Genomic DNA, 17,918 nt, shown 5'->3' with positions numbered 1-17,918 from the left:
GTGAAATTCTGTCGTCATGGATACGTTCACGGCCCGGCTGGAGGGCGCCTGGGAGTGGTGGGAGGCCGCCATCGACGCGGCGCAGGAGGGACGCTGGGTCCGCGACGCCGTGGAGCGGCAGGTGGTGTCGGACATCATGGCCGCGACCAACGCCCTGCACGGTGGCCGCCCGGCACCGTTCACCGGGGACTCGTGGCACGTACGGATCGGGCGGATCGCCAACTGGGCGGGGGTGCTCAGGCTCGCCGCACGGGCAGGAGGGTGGGAACTCCGGCCGGTCGTGGGGCACCGTCCGCACCACCCCGGCGGTATGGCCGAGCTGCTCTCCGGCGTCTACGCGATCGGCGAGCAGGGCGAGATGTGGATGACGCGGCTGCTCCGGGACGGCCAGGTGCCGCCGGAGAAGGAGATCCTGCGGGCCGAGCGGTTCCTGACCGGCCCAGGGTCCGTCGAGGACCTCGAACTGTTCTTCTACGACAGCTGAGGGTGCGGCTCTGCGACCCGGCCGGTCGCAGGCGCGGGCGCACGCCTCCGGTGCCCGGTCAGCTTCCGGCGGCGGCAGCGGGTTCAGGGCTGTCGGCCGCTGGCCGCTCCAGGGTCCTGGGGCTCCCGATGACCGTGCGCCGCCAGACTCCGGCCCTCCGGCGGATGCCCGGGGCGGCGGGCACGGGAGAGGCCGGATGGCGGCCCCGTACGGCGACGGGAGCGGGCACGGCTGCGGCTGCGGCTGCGGCTGCGGGAAGGGGGCCCACCGGACCGTCCACGTCGGGTGCCGGTGCGGGCTCCGGCTCCCCGGCCGGGCGCTGCGCCCCTGTCTGCGCCCCGGTCTGCGTGGCGGACCGCGTCCCGGTCCGCCCGGCGGACTCGGTCTCGGACTGCGTCTGGGACTGCGCCTTGCTGAGCAGGATCACTCCGCACGCCGAGAACGCGATGCCCGCGACCGCCGGGATCAGGCTGAGGGGGCCGCCCTGGAGGCGCTCGCCGAGCAGCACCATCCCGATCACGGCGGCGGCCACCGGGTTGGCCAGGGTCAGTACGGCGAGCGGCGCTCCCAGACCGTCGCGGTACGCGGTCTGGGAGAAGAGCAGCCCGCCCATGGAGAAGGCGGCGACCAGCAGGGCCACGACCACGGTGCGCGGGGTCAGCAGGGCGTCCGAGGAGTGCGCGGTGAGGGCGACCGTCAGGGTCTGGGTCAGCGCGGAGGCGACCCCGGAGGTGATCCCCGAGGCGGCCGCGTGACGCAGACCGGGGCGGGCTCCGGGCCGGCCGAGGCCGGACACCACGGCCAGCGTGACCGCCCCGACGCCGAGGGCTTCCCCGAGGTTGAGGGTCTCGTGCGGGGCGGCGCCGCCCGCCGCCATCAGCAGGGCGGCCAGTCCGACGAGGGTGAGGGCGGTGCCCCGCCACTCGGTGCCGCTGACCTTGCGTCCCGCGGTGCGGGCGCCGAGCGGTACGGCGGCCACCAGGGTGAGCGCGCCGAGCGGCTGGACCAGGGTGAGCGGCCCGTACTTCAGGGCGGCGACGTGCAGCAGGGCCCCGGTGGCGTTGAGCCCGACCGACGCCCACCAGGCGCCGCGTCCGAGCAGACGGAGTCCGCCGGTGCCGGGTTCGGTGCGTCCGGCGAGCCGGGACTGGGCCACGGCAGCGGCCGCGTACGCCACGGCGGAGACGAGGCAGAAGAGGATGGCGACGAGCATGGCGTTCACCGTCCGGCTCCGGGTGAGGTGAGGGTCCGCTGCGGGGCGGACGCGCCACCGGAGTACGTGGAGCTCCCGGCGTACGCGGAGCTCCCGGCGGGGGCGGGGAGACCGGCGGCGTAGGCCGCGGGGGCCTCAGCGGCGAATCCGGCCGCGGCGGCGGAGGGCCACGGGCCTCGGAGCCGTACCGCCCGGGAGGGCAGGTGCAGCGGGATCGCGGCCAGCGCGAGGGCGAGGAGGGCCGAGACGACGAGGGAGTCGAGCCAGTAGTGGTTGGCGGTGCCGACGATCACCAGCAGGGTGACGAGCGGGTGCGCCAGCCACAGCCAGCGCCACCTGGAGCGGCCTGCGGCGACGAGTCCGATGGCGACCATGAGGGCCCAGCCGAAGTGCAGCGAGGGCATCGCGGCGAACTGGTTGGCCATGGTGTCGGTGGTGGGCGTGGCGCCGTAGACCGTGGGTCCGTACACCTGGCCGGTGTCGACCAGTCCCGCGGCGGCCAGCATGCGCGGCGGGGCCAGCGGGAAGAGGAGGTGGAGCGCGAGGGCAGCGCCGGTGAGCGCCGCGAGTATTCGGCGGGACCAGACGTAGTGGTGGGGGCGGCGCCAGTACAGCCAGACCAGGAAGAGCACGGTGGCCGGGAAGTGGACCACCGCGTAGTAGGTGTTCGCCAGGTGGATCAGCGTCTCGCTGTGCAGCAGGGCTCCCTGGACATCACCCTCTCCGGGCAGACCGAGCGCCCGTTCGAGGTTCCAGACGTGTCCGGCGTTGCTGAAGGCCTCGTCGACATGGCCGTTGGCCGCCTGGCGGCCGAGCTTGTAGACGAGGAAGAGCCCGACGACGAGCAGGAGTTCGCGGACGAGGGGCGGGCGGGCCGACGCTTCCGGCTCCCGTTCCACAGGCGTTCTGCGGGCGTACATCACCCGTGCCCCTTTACTGACGTTGCGATGGTGCCTGGGTGTGGTCCAGTCCATACCCGATCGATACGCCAGTGTACCGATACGCAAACGTATCGGTACACTGGCGTATCGAAGCGCTGTACCGCCGAGCCCCAGGAGGAACGAACCGTGCCAACCCTGGACTCTGCACAGGAAACACACAACAAGCAGGAGCAACAGGAGAATTCGGACCGCGGGACACAGGAGACGGCGACGCCCTCACCCCGGTCCCCTAGGTCGAAAATCACACCGGAGCGGGCCCAGGAGCTGTACGCAGCGGTGCTGGAGCTGCTCCGCGAGAGCGGGTACGAATCCCTCACCATGGAGGGCGTCGCGGCGCGGACCCGCTGCGGCAAGTCGACGCTCTACCGGCAGTGGGGGTCGAAGCCCGAGCTGGTCGTCGCGGCGCTCCACAGCACCCGGCGCTGTTCGCTCACCCACATCGACACCGGATCCCTGGCGGGCGACCTGCTGGCGGTGGCGCGCGCGATCGGCGCGCGCTCCGGCCTCGACACCACCCTGGTGCACGCCCTGAGCCACGCCGCCCTGCAGAGCCCGGAGCTGCTCCGCGCGATGCGCGAGTCCCTCGTACTGCCGGAGATCGCGGCGATCGAGGCCATGGTCCGCCGGGGTCGCGAGCGCGGCGAGATCGCTCCCGACTGCGCGACCGCCGAGTACGTCGCGGCCCAGCTCTTCGGCATGGTGCGCGTACGGCCACTGCTCGACAGTCGGCACGCGGACGCGGAGTACCTCGTGCGGTTCACGGAGAAGGCCATCCTGCCCGGGCTCGGACTGGAGACACCCCCCAGCGAGCCCTGACCCGATCGTGGGCCGTCCATCCCAGCGGAGGGAACGGCCCGCTCGCGTCGCACCGTGGGGACGGGGGCGACGCACCCCGACGGCCGGCGACTTCCACCGAAGACGCCGGCCGTTCGCGTACCCCGGAACGCCCCGGGACCCTCCCCCTCGATCGTTTTCGTCCCCTTGACGATATCCCTCCGGCCCCCTATCGTCATCCTTTGTCGTCACCCTGACGAGAAACGGAAGGGGTCGTTCTCATGGCCGACATCACCCGGCGCTTCGGCTGGCGCCATCTGCGCTCCGCGCCCACCGCCCACATCCGCCACCACAAGCGCGGAGTGCTCACCCACGACGGCCCCGGGCTGAGCTTCTGGTACCGCTCGCTGAGCGCCGCGCTCTCCGAGGTACCGGTGGACGACCGGGAGCTGGCGATGGCGTTCCACGCCCGTACCGCCGACTTCCAGGACGTGACCGTGCAGGCCACCGTCACCTACCGGGTCAGCGACCCCGCGCTGGCGGCGGCCCGCCTGGACTTCTCGGTGGACCCGGACACCGGTGTGTGGCGCGGCTCCCCGCTCGACCAGATCGCGACCCTCCTGACCGAGACCGCGCAGCAGCACACCCTGGACGCGCTGGCCCGTACCCCGCTCGCCACCGCCCTCGTCGACGGGGTGGCCCTGGTGCGCGAGCGGGTCTCGGCCGGTCTCGCCGCCGAGCCCCGGCTGCCCGCGACGGGCATCGACGTGGTGGCGACCCGGGTCGTGGCGATCCGCCCCGAGGCGGAGGTGGAACGCGCCCTGCGCACGCCCGCCCGCGAGCAGATCCAGCAGGAGGCCGACCGGGCCACCTACGAACGCCGCGCCGTGGCGGTCGAGCGGGAACGGGCCATCGCCGAGAACGAGCTGGCCAGCCAGATCGAACTCGCCCGCCGGGAGGAGCAGCTGGTCGACCAGCGCGGCACCAACGCCCGCCGCGAGGCCGAGGAGAAGGCGGCGGCCGACGACGTCCGGGCCCGCGCCGAGGCGTCCCGCGCGGTGCGTCTGGCCAAGGCGGAGGCGGAGTCCGTACGGGAGACGGGCGCGGCCCGGGCCGACGCGCAGGCGGCCTGGCTGCGCGTCCACGGCGAGGTCGACGCGGCCACCCTGCACGCCCTCGCGGCGACCAGGCTGGCCGAGAACCTGCCGCACATCGACAGCCTCACCCTCTCCCCCGACGTGCTGACCGGGCTGCTCGCCCGCCTCGGCCGCCCCGGCGGCGGGACCCCGGCGTGAGCCTCGCCCCCCGGGCGGTCCTCGTGCACCGGACCACGGAGTACGAGGAGCTGCTCGCCCGGCACGGTACGCACGGCCAGGCGGCGTTCTTCCTCTCCACCCGCGGCCGCTCCCTGGACGAGGTGGCGGCCCGCCACCACCGGACGCGGCGGGCGCTGGCCGACGTGGCGTCCGCCGTGCCGCTCACCTGGCGGCGCTCCCGGGTGGAGCGCGCCGATCTGGACCGCTTCCTCTTCGGGCCGGAGGACGTGGTGATCGTGGCCGGGCAGGACGGGCTGGTCGCCAACGCGGCGAAGTACCTCGCCGGCCAGCCGGTGATCGGCATCGACACCGAACCCGGGCGCAATCCCGGGGTCCTCGTGCGCCACCGCGTACGCGACACCGGAGCCCTGCTCCGCGCGGCGACCGCGCCCGGGGCCGGTGGCCGGGCGGACGAGCTGACGATGGTGGAGGCGGTGGCGGACGACGGCGAGCGGCTGGTGGCCCTCAACGAGATCTACCTCGGCCCCCCGGGCCACCAGACCGCCCGCTACCGGATCGGCCAGGACACCGAGGGCGGCGCTCCCTCCGGTGCCGGTGCTCCCTCCGGTGGCGGTGAGGCGCAGGCGTCCTCCGGCGTGCTGGTCGGCACGGGCACCGGCGCCACCGGCTGGCTCCGATCCCTCTGGCAGGAGCGCGGCAGCACCCTGCGGCTGCCCGCGCCCACGGACCCCCGGCTGCTCTGGTTCGTCCGGGAAGCGTGGCCGTCGCCCGTGACGGGGACCTCCCTGGTCGCCGGGGAGCTGGGGCGCGGCCAGGGGCTGCGGCTGACGGTGGAGTCGGACCGGATGGTGGTGTTCGGCGACGGGATGGAGTCCGACGCGCTGGAACTGACCTGGGGCCAGGCGGTGCGGCTCGGCGTCTCCGCGACCTCGCTGCGGCTGGTCGGCTGAGGGCCGTCGTCGGCCGAGGGCTGTTCGTACGGGGTGTTCCGCACCGGTCGGCGGAGTGGCCCGTCAATGCGCCGTTCCCCAACTCCGTTCGGCCGAGGGGAAATAGGGTGCGGGATGCCGTGGCGGGTTCGTCGAGGGGACGTCATTCATGGTCTGGGGCCCGGCCGGGGTGCTGAAAGACCGCAACGCCCGTATCTATCTGGCGGGAGTGCTCGTCTCCGGGTTCGGTGACTCCGCCATGTCCCTGGCCGCCGGTGTCTGGGTGAAGGAATTGACCGGTTCCGACGCCCTCGGTGGTGTCCGGCGGATCATGGCCGGGGTCGCGGCGCCCGGAACGGCACCTCGCGGCGTTGCCCAAACGTCCGAATCGCTCCGCGATGAGGACGTTTCGGCGCCTTGCGATGCACCGCCCCGGACGCCGCGCCCTGTCCGACCTTGATCCGCCGGACACCACCTAACCGCCCTCGTCACCTTCTGCGCCTGGGCCCCGGCCATGGCTGGGCCGCCTCCAGCCTGAGCAGTTCCGCCAACTACGCCCTCGTCGACCACGGCCTGCACCGGCCCGCCGCCTTCGTGGGCGTGCTCGCCACGGTCCAGGGGCTCGGGTCGGTCGCGGGCGGACTGTCGACCGGCCCCCTGCTGCGTCGGCTGTCCTTCCGTACGGTGTCCGCCCTGGGACTCGTACTCTTCGCCGCCGGGGTGTCGGCACGGGCGACCGGCTTCCTGCCGCTGGTCCTGGCCGGGGGCCTGCTGGTCGGTCTCGGGCTGCCCTGGCCTCTCATCAGCGCCATGACGTCGGTCCAGAAGGAGACCCCGGGCGCGCTGCTCGGCAGGGTCGCCGGTACCGCCGGGACGCTGGTCTTCGGCCCCACCGGCCCGGCCCTCCTGCTGGGCACGTTCATGGTCACCGTCTTCGACCACCGGGTGCAGCTCTTCGCGGCGACCGCCCTCGCGCTGACCGCGGCGGTGGCGCTCGCCATCAAAGGCCGGGCCACGGGGGCCTCGCGGGCGGAGGCGGATCCCGTCGGCGTCGACCCGGCCCTCCCGTCGCAGCGGTCCGATGCTCCGGCAGCGGCGGAGCAGGACACGGATCGCACCTGACGGGTCCCACCGACGCGCCGGACCACACGACCCGGTTTCGGCCCCGCCGCACTGGCAGCGGGGCCGAAACCGGGTCGTGGCAGGTCAGGCACGTCAAGAGGCGGTCCCACGTCCGTGGTGGGTGGTGCGTGCGTCCCGCACGAGCAGAGCAGGGTGCGGGGAGCGTGGGAGAGACGCAGGACGCTTCGTCAGGTCTGAGGCCTCTTGCCGTGGTTCGCGGGATGCTTGCGACGAGCCTTCTTCTTGCGTCGACGCTTCGAGGACATGGTCACCTCCAGCAGGATCGGGACCGTCGGGAAGCTGCTTTTCCGACCGCTCCATGGTCCCAGGGCCGGGCGCGCGGCGCGATTCGAAGCCGCCGGAGCCGGTATCCGAACGCCCCGGACGAGCCCCGGATTCCTGCGGCTCCGCCCGTATCCGCCCGCATCCGTACGTCCCCGTATCTCCTCGTACGGAAGACGTACGTCCTCGTACGGGGGCGTACGGTTCCTGTCGTTCCTTCCCGTTCCGGTCCCGATTCCGGACCTGTTCGGCGACGGAGAGGTTCGGAGGGCGCGGAACCGAGCAGGCGAAGAACATGGACTCTCTTCCGCGTACCACCACAGCGTCCGCCCTCCGCTCCCCGGCCACGGGGCCCCGCTCGCGTGCGCCGCGTTCCGGCGGGTTCCGCAGGTTCGGCGTCGTCCCCGTGCTGGCCGCTTCGATCACGCTCGCGGCGGCCGGTTGCGGTTCCGGAGACTCCACGTCGGCCGATCCGGTCGCCGCGAGTCACTCGGTGGCGGCCGGAGCAACCACGCCCGAAGCGCCCGGCCCCTCGGGCGAACCCGCGGCGGACAGCCCCTCGGCACCGGCCGCCGACCCCATTCCCTCCGGACCCTCCGAGCCCGCCGAACCTTCCGCGTCGTCCGGAGCCGGTGGGGCGAGTGCCGCTCAGCGGTGCGCCGCCGAGACGCTGACCATGAGTCTGGCTCCCGCGGACGCCGGTGCGGGCCAGGTCTACTACCGGCTCACGTTCACCAACACGTCCAAGAAGACGTGCGCGTTGAAGGGTTACCCGGGTGTCTCGCTGATCCGGCGCGACGGCAGTGCGGTCGGCGTGCCTGCCACGCATGAGGGAACGGCCGGTACGAGTACGGCACTCGGCCCCGGCAGGACGGCCGAGGTCACCCTGCACACCAACAACCAGGGAGTCTCCGACTCTCCGTGCTGGAGCCGTCCCGACTACCTCAAGGTGTACCCGCCGGGCTCCACCCGGGCGCTCACCCTGCGGACCACCGAGCCTCTCGTCTGCGGCGACCGGTTCACGACCACCGCGGTGGCGGGCCACTGACATCGGCAGGGCGCCGGGCAGCGCGTACCCGGGTGGTCAATTCGCCGTGCGTGTCCCGCTGTTCGGCTCATCCCTTCTCCTTCGCCACCTCCGCCACGGGCCTCGCGTACAGCCGGGCCCGAGGCGCCTGTTCCCGGTACGGCATCGGTCGGCTCCTCGATCCACAGGCCAGGCGCCCGCCGATCCGGCGGCCGGCGCTGTCGCGGGTGGCGGCCGGCGGGCGTTCGGTGATGCACCCGGGGAGCTGAGGACGGTGCGGATCTCACGGACCGTTCAGCCTTCGGACATCAACGGGTCAGACCGTGTCCGCCGGCCCTGTTCGCGGCCTTCCTACTGTCCGAACCATGAAGAGATCGCTTGTGAACCGCTCCGCCGCCATCGCCGTCTCCCTCGTACTGGTCGCGGCCGGTGCCGCGTTCGCCGCCGACCGCCTGCCTGGCGACGCCGGGCCTGCCGCCGACCGGGGCGGGAACTCCCCGGCGTACGTCTTCGGAGGCACGGGCAGCTCCGGCGGGAACGCGGCGACGCGCGCGTACCGCGACCTGCTGGACCACGGGTCCGACGCGAAGATCCTCACCGCGGCGCACCGGGGACAGTGGCGCGACGCTCCCGAGAACTCGCTGCCGGCGTTCCGGGCCGCCTTCGACCGTGGTGCGGAACTCGTCGAGACCGACATCCAGTTGACCAAGGACGGCGTTCCCGTGCTGATGCACGACACCACGGTCGACCGCACCACGAACGGGACCGGCGCGGTGGCCGACCTGACGCTCGCCCAGATCCGGCAACTCCGTCTCAAGGAAGGGCTGGGAGGCGCGCAGGCGGCCATCACCGACGAGCGGGTGCCGACGCTGGAGGAGGCGATGGAGCTCGCCAAGGACCGGGGTCTGGTCAACCTGGACAAGGGCTGGTCGAGCCGGGAGGCGGTCTGGGACGTCCTCACCCGCACCGGCACGGTCCGCAACGGCCTCTTCAAGAGCGACGCCCCGGTCTCCGAGGTCCAGGACTTCCTCGCGGCACACCCGGACGCCGTCTACATGCACATGATCACCGACGCGAACATCGGCGACGTCGACCGGTTCGGCGACGACCAGCCGGTGGCGTACGAGGTCAACTTCGACAGCGCTCAGGACGCCGTGGCCCGCAGGCCGTTCCTCGACGCCCTGGCGAAGCACAGCCGGGTCTGGAGCAACACCATGTGGAACGGCCTCTCCGACCACATGACCGACGAGGCCTCGCTGACCGACCCGCTGCGGGGGTGGGAGGCGCTGGTACGCGGCTTCCACACCTCGGTCTTCCAGACGGACGACGTGGCGAAGGTCGAGTCCTGGCTGCGGACCGGGGAGGGCGACCCGCTGCCGCGCGGAGGCGTACGCGTGCAGGCGGAGGACTTCCGTCCCGGTGAGGGCACCGGCTACCACGACAACGACACCGCGAACGCCGGCGGACTGGGCATGCGGCCCGGCGAGGGCGTCGACGTCAGCGACGCCGACGGCAACGTCCGGGTCAGCTGGATGCGTGGTGGCGAGTGGCTGACGTACGACGTGGACGTTCCGCGCACGGGGACGTACGCGCTCTCCGCGCGGGTGTCCTCGCCGTACTCCCCGGCGGGTACGTACACCGTCTCCTTCGACGGCGGCGCGGAGAGCGCACGGGTCTCCGTACGCGACACCACCAGCCACAACAAGGAGGTGCTCCAGGCCGGCGGGGTGGAGCAGCGGCTCACCGCCGGACACCACGTCCTGCGGATCAGCCTCCCCGCCGACGCGTACCAGAACTGGAACCTCGACTACCTCCAGCTCTCCCCGGTCCGCCGCTGACCGCCCCCGGCCGGGCTAGGTCAGGCGCACTTCATGTCAGGGTTGAGGAGGGCGAGGCCACTGACCTTGTCCCCGTCGATGGTGAACTCGTATACCCAGCCCTGCTTTCCGTCGACGGGCACGCGGTACCGGCCGTTCTCGTCCAGGGCGAGGCCGTGGGAGCCGTAGGCCTCCTTCAACTCCGCGAGGGTGGACCCGGCACCGATGCCCGCCGCCGTCCGTGCGGCGGCCGGAACCGCGAGTTCGCGCAGCCCGGCTGCACCGAAGGAGACCCGGCCCTGCGCCAGGAACGCCTTGTCCATTGCCTCGCGCAGCTTCATGACGTCGGCCTGGGCCTGGGCCGCGGCCGCGAGGGCCTCCGTGCTGGCCTGAAGTTGCCCGGCCGCCTCCGACGCGCGCTTGGCGAACTCCGCGGACTCCGCCGCGGAGGCGTTCGGCGCCAGGGTCGGCAGCGGGTCCGGCTCGGCTGCCTGGTCGGCCTTCGCGTCGAGGTCCTTGAGCTTCGCCTCGGCCGCGGCCTCCGCCTCCATCCGGGAACTGTCCTGAGCGGGCCGACGGGCGGCCGACCCGGTGAAGGTGAAGTCGGTACAACCGCCGAGCAGCGAGATCGCCGTCGTCTCCAGTGCGCCGCCGGCCAGCGCGTCGTCCTTGCTCATGCCCGGCGTCAGGCCGCGGTAGCCGTTCTCCGTGAGCACCTCGACCTTCGGGGAAGCCCCCGCCGCGGGCCGGCTGTTCCCGTCGTCCGAGGAACAGGCAGCCGTGCCGGCGGCCATCACGAGGGCCGCCAGTCCGGCGCCGGCCATCCGGGTGGCGCGGGTGCCGGTGGGCAGGAATCTGGTCACGTTCGTCATCTCTCTCCAAGTGGGGCCTGCCGTCGGCCGCGCAGCGGTCCGAGTGCACAGCGGTCCGGTCGACATGGCGACTGGCGTGGAGGGACGACGGATCGACTCCCTCGCAGCACGTGCGATCGGTGCGGTGGGGGTCGACGTACCGTCAGGTGGTCATTCATGCACGGCGCAAGCAATCTACCAGAGACCATGATCATGACCCGCTGATCGGTCCGTACGCCCCCTCAGTCCGTGCGTCCCCTCAGTCCGTGCGTCCCGACAGCTCGTCGGCGCGGGCGGTGATCAGGCGGCGTACGACGATGGAGGAGCGGGACGGCTGACTGTCGGTGCGCTGTACCAGGCTGACCTGGACCGGCTCGGCGTCGGCGAGCGGCAGCCAGGTCAGCCCGCCCGGGGGGCGACGGGTGTCGAAGCGGGCGAGGAGGCCGATCCCGGCACCCCGGGTGACCATGGTCTGCACCGTGCGCGCCGACATCGCCTCGACCATCACCTGGGCCTTCGGAAGGTGTTTGCGCAGCCGCTGGTGCAGGACGGTGCCGGGTCTCATGGTGACGATCGGCCAGTGTTCCAGGTCCGCCCAGGTGACTTCGCCGCGCCGGGCCAGCGGGTGGTCCGGCCCGGTGTGGACGCCGAGCGGCGCCGTCATGAGCCGTCGCCGGACGAGTCCGCCGGGTGCGGGTTCGTCGGGCGTGGTGACCACGCCGAGGTCCAGGTCGCCGCTGAGCACCGCGCTCTCGATGTCACCCGAGGGCCCCTCGCGCACGGAGAACCGCAGGCCCGGGTGGTCCGCGAGCAGCCGCCCGACGACCGGCGCGACGATCGTCTCGACGGTCACCGAACCGCCCCCGATGGACACCCTGCCCTGATATGTCCCGTTGGAGGCCAGCGCCGCCTCGCGCACCGCGTCCTCGGCCGCCACGAGGCGGGTGAACGGGCCGACCAGCGCTTCACCGGCCGGTGTGGCACGCACGCCTCCCGGACTCCGCGTCAGCAGGACGACATCCAACTCTTCTTCCAGCACCGTGAGTTGCTGTCCGATCGTGGGCTGACTGACACCGCAGGCCGCCGCCGCCGACCGGAGGGACCCGGTGCGCAGCGCGGCGAGGAAGTACCGGGCGCGTTCGACTCGCATCAACCCATGTTATTGCCATTGGCTTTCACCGGATCCAGAGGACGGCATCTTCCCGCAGCGTTCGCACCACGACATCGTGACGCGGGTCACGCATCGCCGTGACGTGCTGATTGCTCGTGAAAGGATTTTCCGTGCCCGGACCCCTCAATGGCGTGCGTGTCCTGGACATCTCGACCGTCCTCGCCGGCCCTCTGGCCTCCTCCCTCCTCGCCGAGTTCGGAGCCGAGGTGATCAAGGTCGAACAGCCCGGTACCGGTGACCCCGCGCGCGGCTATCCGCCGCTCGACGACGACGGTGTCTCCGCGGGCTGGGCGGTCGTCGGCCGCAACAAGTCCAGCGTGACGATCGACCTGCACCATCCGGAGGCCGCCGCCCTCGTCGGACAACTCGCCGCGACGGCCGACGTGGTGGTGACCAACTTCCGGCCGGCGACCCTGCGCCGCTTCTCCATCGACTTCGACGACCTCGTCGCCCACCGGCCCGACCTCGTCATGGTTCACGTGAGCGCGTTCGGGCGCACCGGTCCGTACGCGGAGCGCCCCGGCTTCGCCCGTGTCGCGGAGGCCTTCGCCGGGCTGACCCACCGCACGGGGTTCCCCGACGGTCCGCCGGTGTTCGCGGGTTATCCGGTCGCCGACGGCGTCACCGGAATCTACGCGGCCTTCGCGGCGATGCTCGCGCTGCGCCAGCGTGACCTGACGGGCGAGCCGCAGCTGGCCGACATCGGTCTGTACGAGCCGCTGTTGCGGATGATGGAGGACTTCATCGTCGACTACGGCGAGACCGGCGAGGTCCGCGAACGCCAGGGCAACGAGAATCCCCACATCAGCCCCAACAACCTCTACCGGACGCGCGACGGGCGCTGGCTGGCCCTCCCGGCGTCGACGGAGCAGATGTGGCGCCGGCTGGTCGTCGCGATGGACGCGCCGGACCTGGCCGTGTACGGGACGATGTCGGCCCGGATCGAGCACCGGGCGGAGATCGAGGGCCGGGTGGCCGCCTGGGTGGCCGATCACGACCTCGCCCCCCTGACGAAGTTGCTGGACGACGCGGGCGTAGCCTGCGGGCCGGTGAACTCCGCCTCAGACATCTGCGCCGACCCGCATGTGCGGGCGCGTGGATCGGTGGTCGAGGTGACCGACGAGCACGACGGGCGTACCCGCCTCGTGCAGGGATCCGCCGGACGGTTCTCCGGATTCGGCCAGATCGTGGACCGCAGCGCACCGCACCTGGGCGAGCACACCCGTGCCGTGCTCGGCGAACTCGGCCTCGGCCCCGCCGCCATCGACGACCTCGCCGTCCGCGGCGTCATCTGATCCAGGGGGACTCACACATGTCCATGGCCGACGTCTCCATCGTCGTTCTCGTCGCCCTCTTCCTGGCGACGCTCGTCCCGAGGTTCAACATCGGGCTCGCGGCCCTGCCGGCCGCGTTCCTCGTCGGTCTCGCCGCGGACCGCACCGCGGACCAGGTGACCGCGTTCTTCCCGGGCGACTTCTTCGTCCTGCTGGTCGGGATCACGGCGCTGTTCGCCGTCGCCCAGATCAACGGCACGCTCGACTGGCTCCTGGACGGCGTGCTCCGCCTGGTCGGCGGGCGTGCGCTGCTGGTCGCCCTGGTGCCGTTCCTGATCGGGGCCGTGCTGACGGCGGTCGGCACCCTTCCGGCCGCCGCCACCGCCATCGTCGCGCCCATCGCGCTGGGGCTCGCCGCCCGGTACGGGATACCTCCGTTCATCGCCGCCGTCCTCGGGATCACCGGCATCATCAGCGGACTCCTCTCGCCCCTGGCCGTGTTCGGCACCAGCGCCAACCGGCTGGGCGACAAGATGGGGCTCGACCTGCCCGGTTCCGCACCGGTCAGCTTCTTCCTCGGCGGACTGCTGGCGGGCCTCGTCATCTGCGCCGGATGCCTCGTGGTCGGGTTCCGTACCGGCACCATGCCGCGCGGCCGGCTCACCCCGGTCGGCGAGCCGGACACCGAGGGGACCGCCGCCGGAGAGACCACCGGCGCCGGAGCCACCGGGCGCACCCAGCAGCCTGCCTGGGGCCGTTACCTCACGCTCGGGTGTCTGCTGGCGGTGGTGGTGCTGTCGGTCGGCTTCGACATCAACATCGGGTACCTGGGGCTCACCGCAGCGGTCGTCCAGCAGCTGGCGCTCCGGCTGGAGCCGAGCGAGATCATCTCCCGGATCCCGTGGAACATCGTGCTGCTCATCGGTGGACTGCTCACCTACGTCGGCCTGATGCAGGACCTGGGCGCCTTCACCCGGATCAGCGATCTGCTGCGGGTGGACGGCTCCCCGATGCTGAGCCTGCTCGTGCTCTGCTACATCGCCGGTGTCACGTCCTTCGCCGCGAGCTCCATCGCGGTCTTCGCGACCACCATCCCGCTGGTACCCGCCGTGGTCGCCGAGGGCGCCTCGCCGGTCGGCGCCGTCCTGGCGGTCGCCCTGGCCTCGATCCTGGTCGACATCAACCCGCTGGGCATCACCGGCGGCCTGATCCTCGGTGCCGCGAAGCCCGAGGACCGTACGCCGCTCTTCCGCCAACTGCTGCGGTGCGGGCTGGTGTCCGTGGTCGTCGGCCCCGCGCTGGCGTGCTTCGCCTTCGGGTGGTGGTGACGCGGTAGCGCCACCCCGGCCCTCGGTGCGGCCCGGACGCCCGTAGCCCGGTCCGCCGTGCCCGTCCTCAGTTGGTCTCCCGCACTCTCGCAGCGGTCCGCTCGGCGAGCTCGCTGACGCCGTTGGCGGCGTTCTCCGAGAGCTCGCCGAGTATGGCGTCGGCCGCCGTGAGGAGAGCGCGGGCCTCCTCGGGGAGGCCCGCGTCGGCCAGGGCGAGGGTGAGCCGGTAGTGCTCCTCGGCGATGTAGCGGCCGAGGTTGATCTGCTGCCAGTGGTGCAGTGAGCCGTCGCCCGGGGTGGCCAGGGCGTCGCGCACGGCGGCCAGGCCGGCCACCGCCTGCGGCAACCGGTCCGCCTCCCGCTCCAGGCGGGCCAGGGTGAGCCGGGCCGAGGCCCGGTCCCGAGCCGTCTCCTGAAGGGCGGCGTACAGGTGCTGGGCGCGTAGCGCCTGGTGGAGGTCGCCGAGTTCCTCGAAGTCCCGGGCGAGCCCACTGAGCGGAGCCGTGGCCAGGGTGCGGGGCGCCTCGGGGCGGCGGAGTCTGCTCCGGTCCATGAAGATGTCGTCGAGTGCGCGGATCAGCGTCACCCGAGCGAGCCCCGTCATCCCCTGGTCCCGTGCCAGGTCGGTCCATGTGGAGACCGGCTCGTCCGACGGGTCCGTCCCGAACATCGACTCGTCGAGCGCCCGCGCCCACTGGTACAACTCGTCCGCGCTCGCACCCGGTTCCGGCATCCCGCCCAGGCCGCACGCCGTGTCGAAGTCCGTCTCCCGGATCTCGAGCAGCAGCGGGAGATCTCCGGTGTTCCCGCGCAGCCCCACCAGTACGGCCGCGAGCCGCAGTTCGTCGGTCATCGATGACCGGGTCTCGTGCCGCAGCAGATGCCGCAGCAGTTCCGGATCGTTCTCGGCGCGGTCGAACTGCGCGGCCCGCAGGGTGATCCGGCGCCGCACCGGGTCCTCGGCGACTTCACGCCATGCCGTGCGGTCGCCCGCCCGCAGCAGGGCGAGATCGGCGCGGCCCGCCGCGAGCACCTTCTCCCACAGCGGGGGACCGGCCGGGCCCATCCGGTCGTACGCGCACCCCTCTTCCGCGTTGAGCAGGACGAAGTCCGGCTCGGTGCGCAGCAGCGCGGCGCTCAGCCTGGCCACCAGCTCGACCGGGGAGCGCTTCGGGAAACCCAGCGCCGCACGGAGTTCGGCCCGCTCCTCGTCGATTCCGTAGCACTCGCGGATCTCGTCCTCGGTCTCCGCGACGCACGCCAGGATCTTCTCCTCGCCGTCGTCCGGCGACAGGTCTGTGTAGCCGCGCCAGCCGGGCAGGCCGATCACGAGCTCCAGGGCCTCGTCGGCGCTTGAGCCGATGATCCCCGCGGCCCCCTCCGAGTCGGCGTAGAGCACCGAGCCGTCCGCGCACACGAAGTACGTGCCGCCGGTATCGTCCCCGGCCACCACCTCCAACGGCCCGCCCGAGGCGAGGCGGACTTCCTCCACATGGCCGTGGGCGGCGCGGTCCAGGTCGAAGTCGAAGGGAAAGGCGGCCAGTTCGGCCAGGCGACGGTCCTGGCGCAGCAGCCGTAGCGCGTGATCGGTCATGTCACGGAACGTAACACCGCCCACTGACAACGGACTCGTGGCCTCTGCGGTAAGCGGTGCGGACAGTGGTGCGCCGCCCGGGGCGGCGGGACCGGGCGGCGGTCGCGACGGGGGCGGGCGGCCCGGGGCCGTCAGGCCCTCTCCGCGAGTTCCTTCGGGCCGTAGAGTGCCGCGTCCTCACCCGACATCAGGGCCCAGTACCGGTCGCCGAAGGACCAGTGCCACCACTCGGTGGGGTAGTTCACCAGTCCTGCGGAGGTGAGCACGGAGCCCAGCAGTTCCCGGTTGGCGCGGGCCTCCGTGCCGATGTTGGCGGCGTGGGTGTAACAGGCGCCCTCGCTCTCCTCGGGGTCGGCGTTCATCCGGGTGCCCAGGTCCAGCTCGCGGCCCCCGGTGTCCGCCAGGGTGAGGTCGACGGCGGCGCCGGCGCTGTGCGGGGCGATGTCGGGCGGGGAGACGTACCGGCTGGCCGCCGAGCGGATCCGCCCGGCGGACCAGTCGGGGTTCGCGGCCCGCAATTGGTCGGCGTACTCCTCGAAGTACGCGCTCTGGAGCGAGGGCGGCCGGTAGCCCTCGACGAACAGCAGGCGCAGTCCCTGCGGGAGCAGCAGTGCCTGCGCCTTCACCAGCCGCTCCAGCACGCCCTCCCGCAGATGTGCGAAGGCGTCCGCCGGGTCCTGCTTGCGGGTGTCGACCAGCAGCCGGCCGTCCCGGCGGACGTCCACGAGAGGTTCCCCGCATTCCGCGACGGGTATGGCGGCCACCGACGGATCAGACATCAGGACGATCTCATTCATGCGGTGATCATCTCGCGCCGTGTCCCGCCTCGGCCACATCCGGGATCGTTCGCGGAACGCCGCGCGAACATCACCGCGTGCCGCGTGATCCTCCGCGCCGTTCCGCGAGCTGGAAGACGATCCAGTAGACGAGCGCCGCCGGCGGCCAGCAGCAGAGCAGGATGATCATCAGGCGGGAGTCGATCCCCGGAGCCGGCCGGCTGGACTCCGCAGCCTCGCTGGGCAAGTCCCGCAGGAGGGAGTCGAGTTGTGCACGCGTACGCGCTACGCAGGCCGCGCCCACGCGCTCTTCGAGTTCGGGCAGTGTCAGCCGGCCGACCGCGTAGTGGTGTTTCAGCCGCGCCTCGGTCCGGTCGCGCTCGGCGTCGGAAGCGCGTACCAGCGGGTCGGGTAAGTGCTCCTCGGGTTCCTTCATGACTTCTCCTCAGGCAGGGTCGTGGTACTGGAGACCGGGCGGTCCTGCAGGTCGACGAGCGAGACGACCACCCGCGTCCAGACCCCGGGAGCCTCGCGGTCCCCGAACCTGGCGGCGAGGTGCTCGATGTGTGCGCGGAGTTCGTCGAGAGCCTCGTCGGTCAGCCGCACCGCACCGCGGTGCAGGTCGACCTCCCGTCGGCCACCGGCCCGCCTCGACCGGTAGGCGGCGTTGATGTCGGCCCGGGTGGCGTCCAGCATCGAGCCGAGGAACTCGGCCATCTCCTCCGGACTCGCGGCGTCACCGGGGGGTTCCGTGACCGCGGGGGTGTAGACCCGCTCGACCTTGCCACGGGCCAGCGGCCGGTACTCGGCGATCTCGATCAGCCCGGCCCGTTCGAGTCGGCCCAGGTGGTAGTAGAGCCGGTCGGCCGGGAGATCCGCACCGTCGGCGAGCTCACGTGCGGACTGCGGCCTCTCCCAGAGCGCCTCCAGCAGCCGGATGCGCAGCGGGTCGGCCAGCGCCTTGTGCACCCCGTGCCACCGCCGGTGCGACGCACCTGGCCCCTGCGTGCCCATCGGAACGCCCCCGTTCGCCGGACCAATCTCCATTGGTTGGAAAA

At 72.4% G+C, this 17,918-nt stretch carries 17 protein-coding genes and 1 pseudogene; 10 read left to right on the top strand and 8 right to left on the bottom strand.

The features are described from left to right. The first annotated feature begins 16 nt into the window (after positions 1–16). Entirely contained in the window at positions 17–484 is a 468-nt protein-coding gene (locus ACWCWD_RS00455; protein WP_450769028.1) for a hypothetical protein, read from the top strand. A 58-nt stretch (positions 485–542) separates the two neighbouring features. Here ACWCWD_RS00455 and ACWCWD_RS00450 read toward each other — a convergent pair whose 3' ends face one another. Both ACWCWD_RS00450 and ACWCWD_RS00445 read right to left on the bottom strand, forming a co-directional pair. Next, complete coding sequence (locus ACWCWD_RS00450; RefSeq protein WP_450769026.1) at positions 543–1,706, bottom strand: DMT family transporter; 1,164 nt, start codon at positions 1,704–1,706, stop codon at positions 543–545. Further along, positions 1,703–2,620, bottom strand: coding sequence for a phosphatase PAP2 family protein (locus ACWCWD_RS00445; protein ID WP_450769651.1), 918 nt, complete (start codon positions 2,618–2,620; stop codon positions 1,703–1,705). The genes ACWCWD_RS00450 and ACWCWD_RS00445 overlap by 4 nt, the downstream gene beginning before the upstream one ends. 258 nt (positions 2,621–2,878) lie before the next feature. Between ACWCWD_RS00445 and ACWCWD_RS00440 the strand changes: the two genes are divergently transcribed. The 7 genes and pseudogenes from ACWCWD_RS00440 to ACWCWD_RS00410 all read left to right on the top strand — a co-directional run bounded on the left by ACWCWD_RS00440 (position 2,879) and on the right by ACWCWD_RS00410 (position 9,887). Next, positions 2,879–3,454 carry a TetR/AcrR family transcriptional regulator gene (locus tag ACWCWD_RS00440; protein ID WP_450769649.1) on the top strand — a complete coding sequence of 192 codons (576 nt, stop codon included), beginning with the start codon at positions 2,879–2,881 and terminating at the stop codon, positions 3,452–3,454. A 239-nt stretch (positions 3,455–3,693) separates the two neighbouring features. Next, the gene (locus tag ACWCWD_RS00435) at positions 3,694–4,707 is read left to right on the top strand and encodes an SPFH domain-containing protein (RefSeq protein WP_450769025.1); all 1,014 of its coding nucleotides are present in this window, start codon (positions 3,694–3,696) and stop codon (positions 4,705–4,707) included. Beyond that, the gene (locus tag ACWCWD_RS00430) at positions 4,704–5,639 is read left to right on the top strand and encodes a hypothetical protein (protein ID WP_450769024.1); all 936 of its coding nucleotides are present in this window, start codon (positions 4,704–4,706) and stop codon (positions 5,637–5,639) included. Before ACWCWD_RS00435 ends, ACWCWD_RS00430 begins: the two co-directional genes overlap by 4 nt. A 148-nt stretch (positions 5,640–5,787) precedes the next feature. Further along, positions 5,788–5,932 (top strand): annotated as a pseudogene (locus ACWCWD_RS00425) (MFS transporter); the annotation flags it as partial. Between the two features lie 142 nt (positions 5,933–6,074). Further along, positions 6,075–6,740 (top strand): MFS transporter permease, encoded by a 666-nt coding sequence (locus ACWCWD_RS00420; RefSeq protein WP_450769022.1) that lies wholly within the window; start codon positions 6,075–6,077, stop codon positions 6,738–6,740. Between the two features lie 577 nt (positions 6,741–7,317). Continuing rightward, positions 7,318–8,070, top strand: a complete 753-nt coding sequence (locus ACWCWD_RS00415; RefSeq protein WP_450769020.1) for a DUF4232 domain-containing protein — start codon at positions 7,318–7,320, stop codon at positions 8,068–8,070. Between the two features lie 344 nt (positions 8,071–8,414). Then, positions 8,415–9,887, top strand: coding sequence for a glycerophosphodiester phosphodiesterase family protein (locus ACWCWD_RS00410; protein ID WP_450769019.1), 1,473 nt, complete (start codon positions 8,415–8,417; stop codon positions 9,885–9,887). A 20-nt stretch (positions 9,888–9,907) separates the two neighbouring features. Here the strand turns inward: ACWCWD_RS00410 and ACWCWD_RS00405 are convergent, their stop codons facing one another. Beyond that, complete coding sequence (locus ACWCWD_RS00405) at positions 9,908–10,729, bottom strand: hypothetical protein (RefSeq protein WP_450769018.1); 822 nt, start codon at positions 10,727–10,729, stop codon at positions 9,908–9,910. A 247-nt stretch (positions 10,730–10,976) separates the two neighbouring features. After that, entirely contained in the window at positions 10,977–11,867 is an 891-nt protein-coding gene (locus tag ACWCWD_RS00400) for a LysR family transcriptional regulator (protein WP_450769016.1), read from the bottom strand. A gap of 131 nt (positions 11,868–11,998) precedes the next feature. On the opposite strand from ACWCWD_RS00400, the gene ACWCWD_RS00395 reads away from it, so the two are divergent. Both ACWCWD_RS00395 and ACWCWD_RS00390 read left to right on the top strand, forming a co-directional pair. Beyond that, positions 11,999–13,183: a CaiB/BaiF CoA transferase family protein gene (locus ACWCWD_RS00395; protein ID WP_450769015.1), complete on the top strand. Its 1,185-nt coding sequence runs from the start codon at positions 11,999–12,001 to the stop codon at positions 13,181–13,183. Between the two features lie 17 nt (positions 13,184–13,200). Next, a complete protein-coding gene (locus tag ACWCWD_RS00390) occupies positions 13,201–14,490 on the top strand; it encodes an SLC13 family permease (protein WP_450769013.1) in 1,290 nt (429 codons plus the stop codon). A gap of 67 nt (positions 14,491–14,557) precedes the next feature. Here the strand turns inward: ACWCWD_RS00390 and ACWCWD_RS00385 are convergent, their stop codons facing one another. From ACWCWD_RS00385 to ACWCWD_RS00370, 4 genes are all read right to left on the bottom strand, one after another. After that, positions 14,558–16,084: a hypothetical protein gene (locus ACWCWD_RS00385; RefSeq protein ID WP_450769012.1), complete on the bottom strand. Its 1,527-nt coding sequence runs from the start codon at positions 16,082–16,084 to the stop codon at positions 14,558–14,560. Positions 16,085–16,215: 131 nt separating this feature from the next. After that, on the bottom strand, positions 16,216–16,881 hold the full coding sequence (locus tag ACWCWD_RS00380) for a M15 family metallopeptidase (protein ID WP_450769010.1): 666 nt from the start codon (positions 16,879–16,881) through the stop codon (positions 16,216–16,218). A gap of 70 nt (positions 16,882–16,951) precedes the next feature. Beyond that, on the bottom strand, positions 16,952–17,296 hold the full coding sequence (locus ACWCWD_RS00375) for a DUF1707 SHOCT-like domain-containing protein (RefSeq protein WP_450769009.1): 345 nt from the start codon (positions 17,294–17,296) through the stop codon (positions 16,952–16,954). Further along, the gene (locus ACWCWD_RS00370; protein ID WP_450769008.1) at positions 17,293–17,829 is read right to left on the bottom strand and encodes an ArsR/SmtB family transcription factor; all 537 of its coding nucleotides are present in this window, start codon (positions 17,827–17,829) and stop codon (positions 17,293–17,295) included. The genes ACWCWD_RS00375 and ACWCWD_RS00370 overlap by 4 nt, the downstream gene beginning before the upstream one ends. Between the last annotated feature and the right edge of the window lie 89 nt (positions 17,830–17,918).

The organism is Streptomyces sp. NPDC001493, assembly GCF_053597235.1.
The sequence above is the reverse complement of the archived record's forward strand: the minus strand, read 5'-3'. Positions and strand labels throughout refer to the sequence as shown.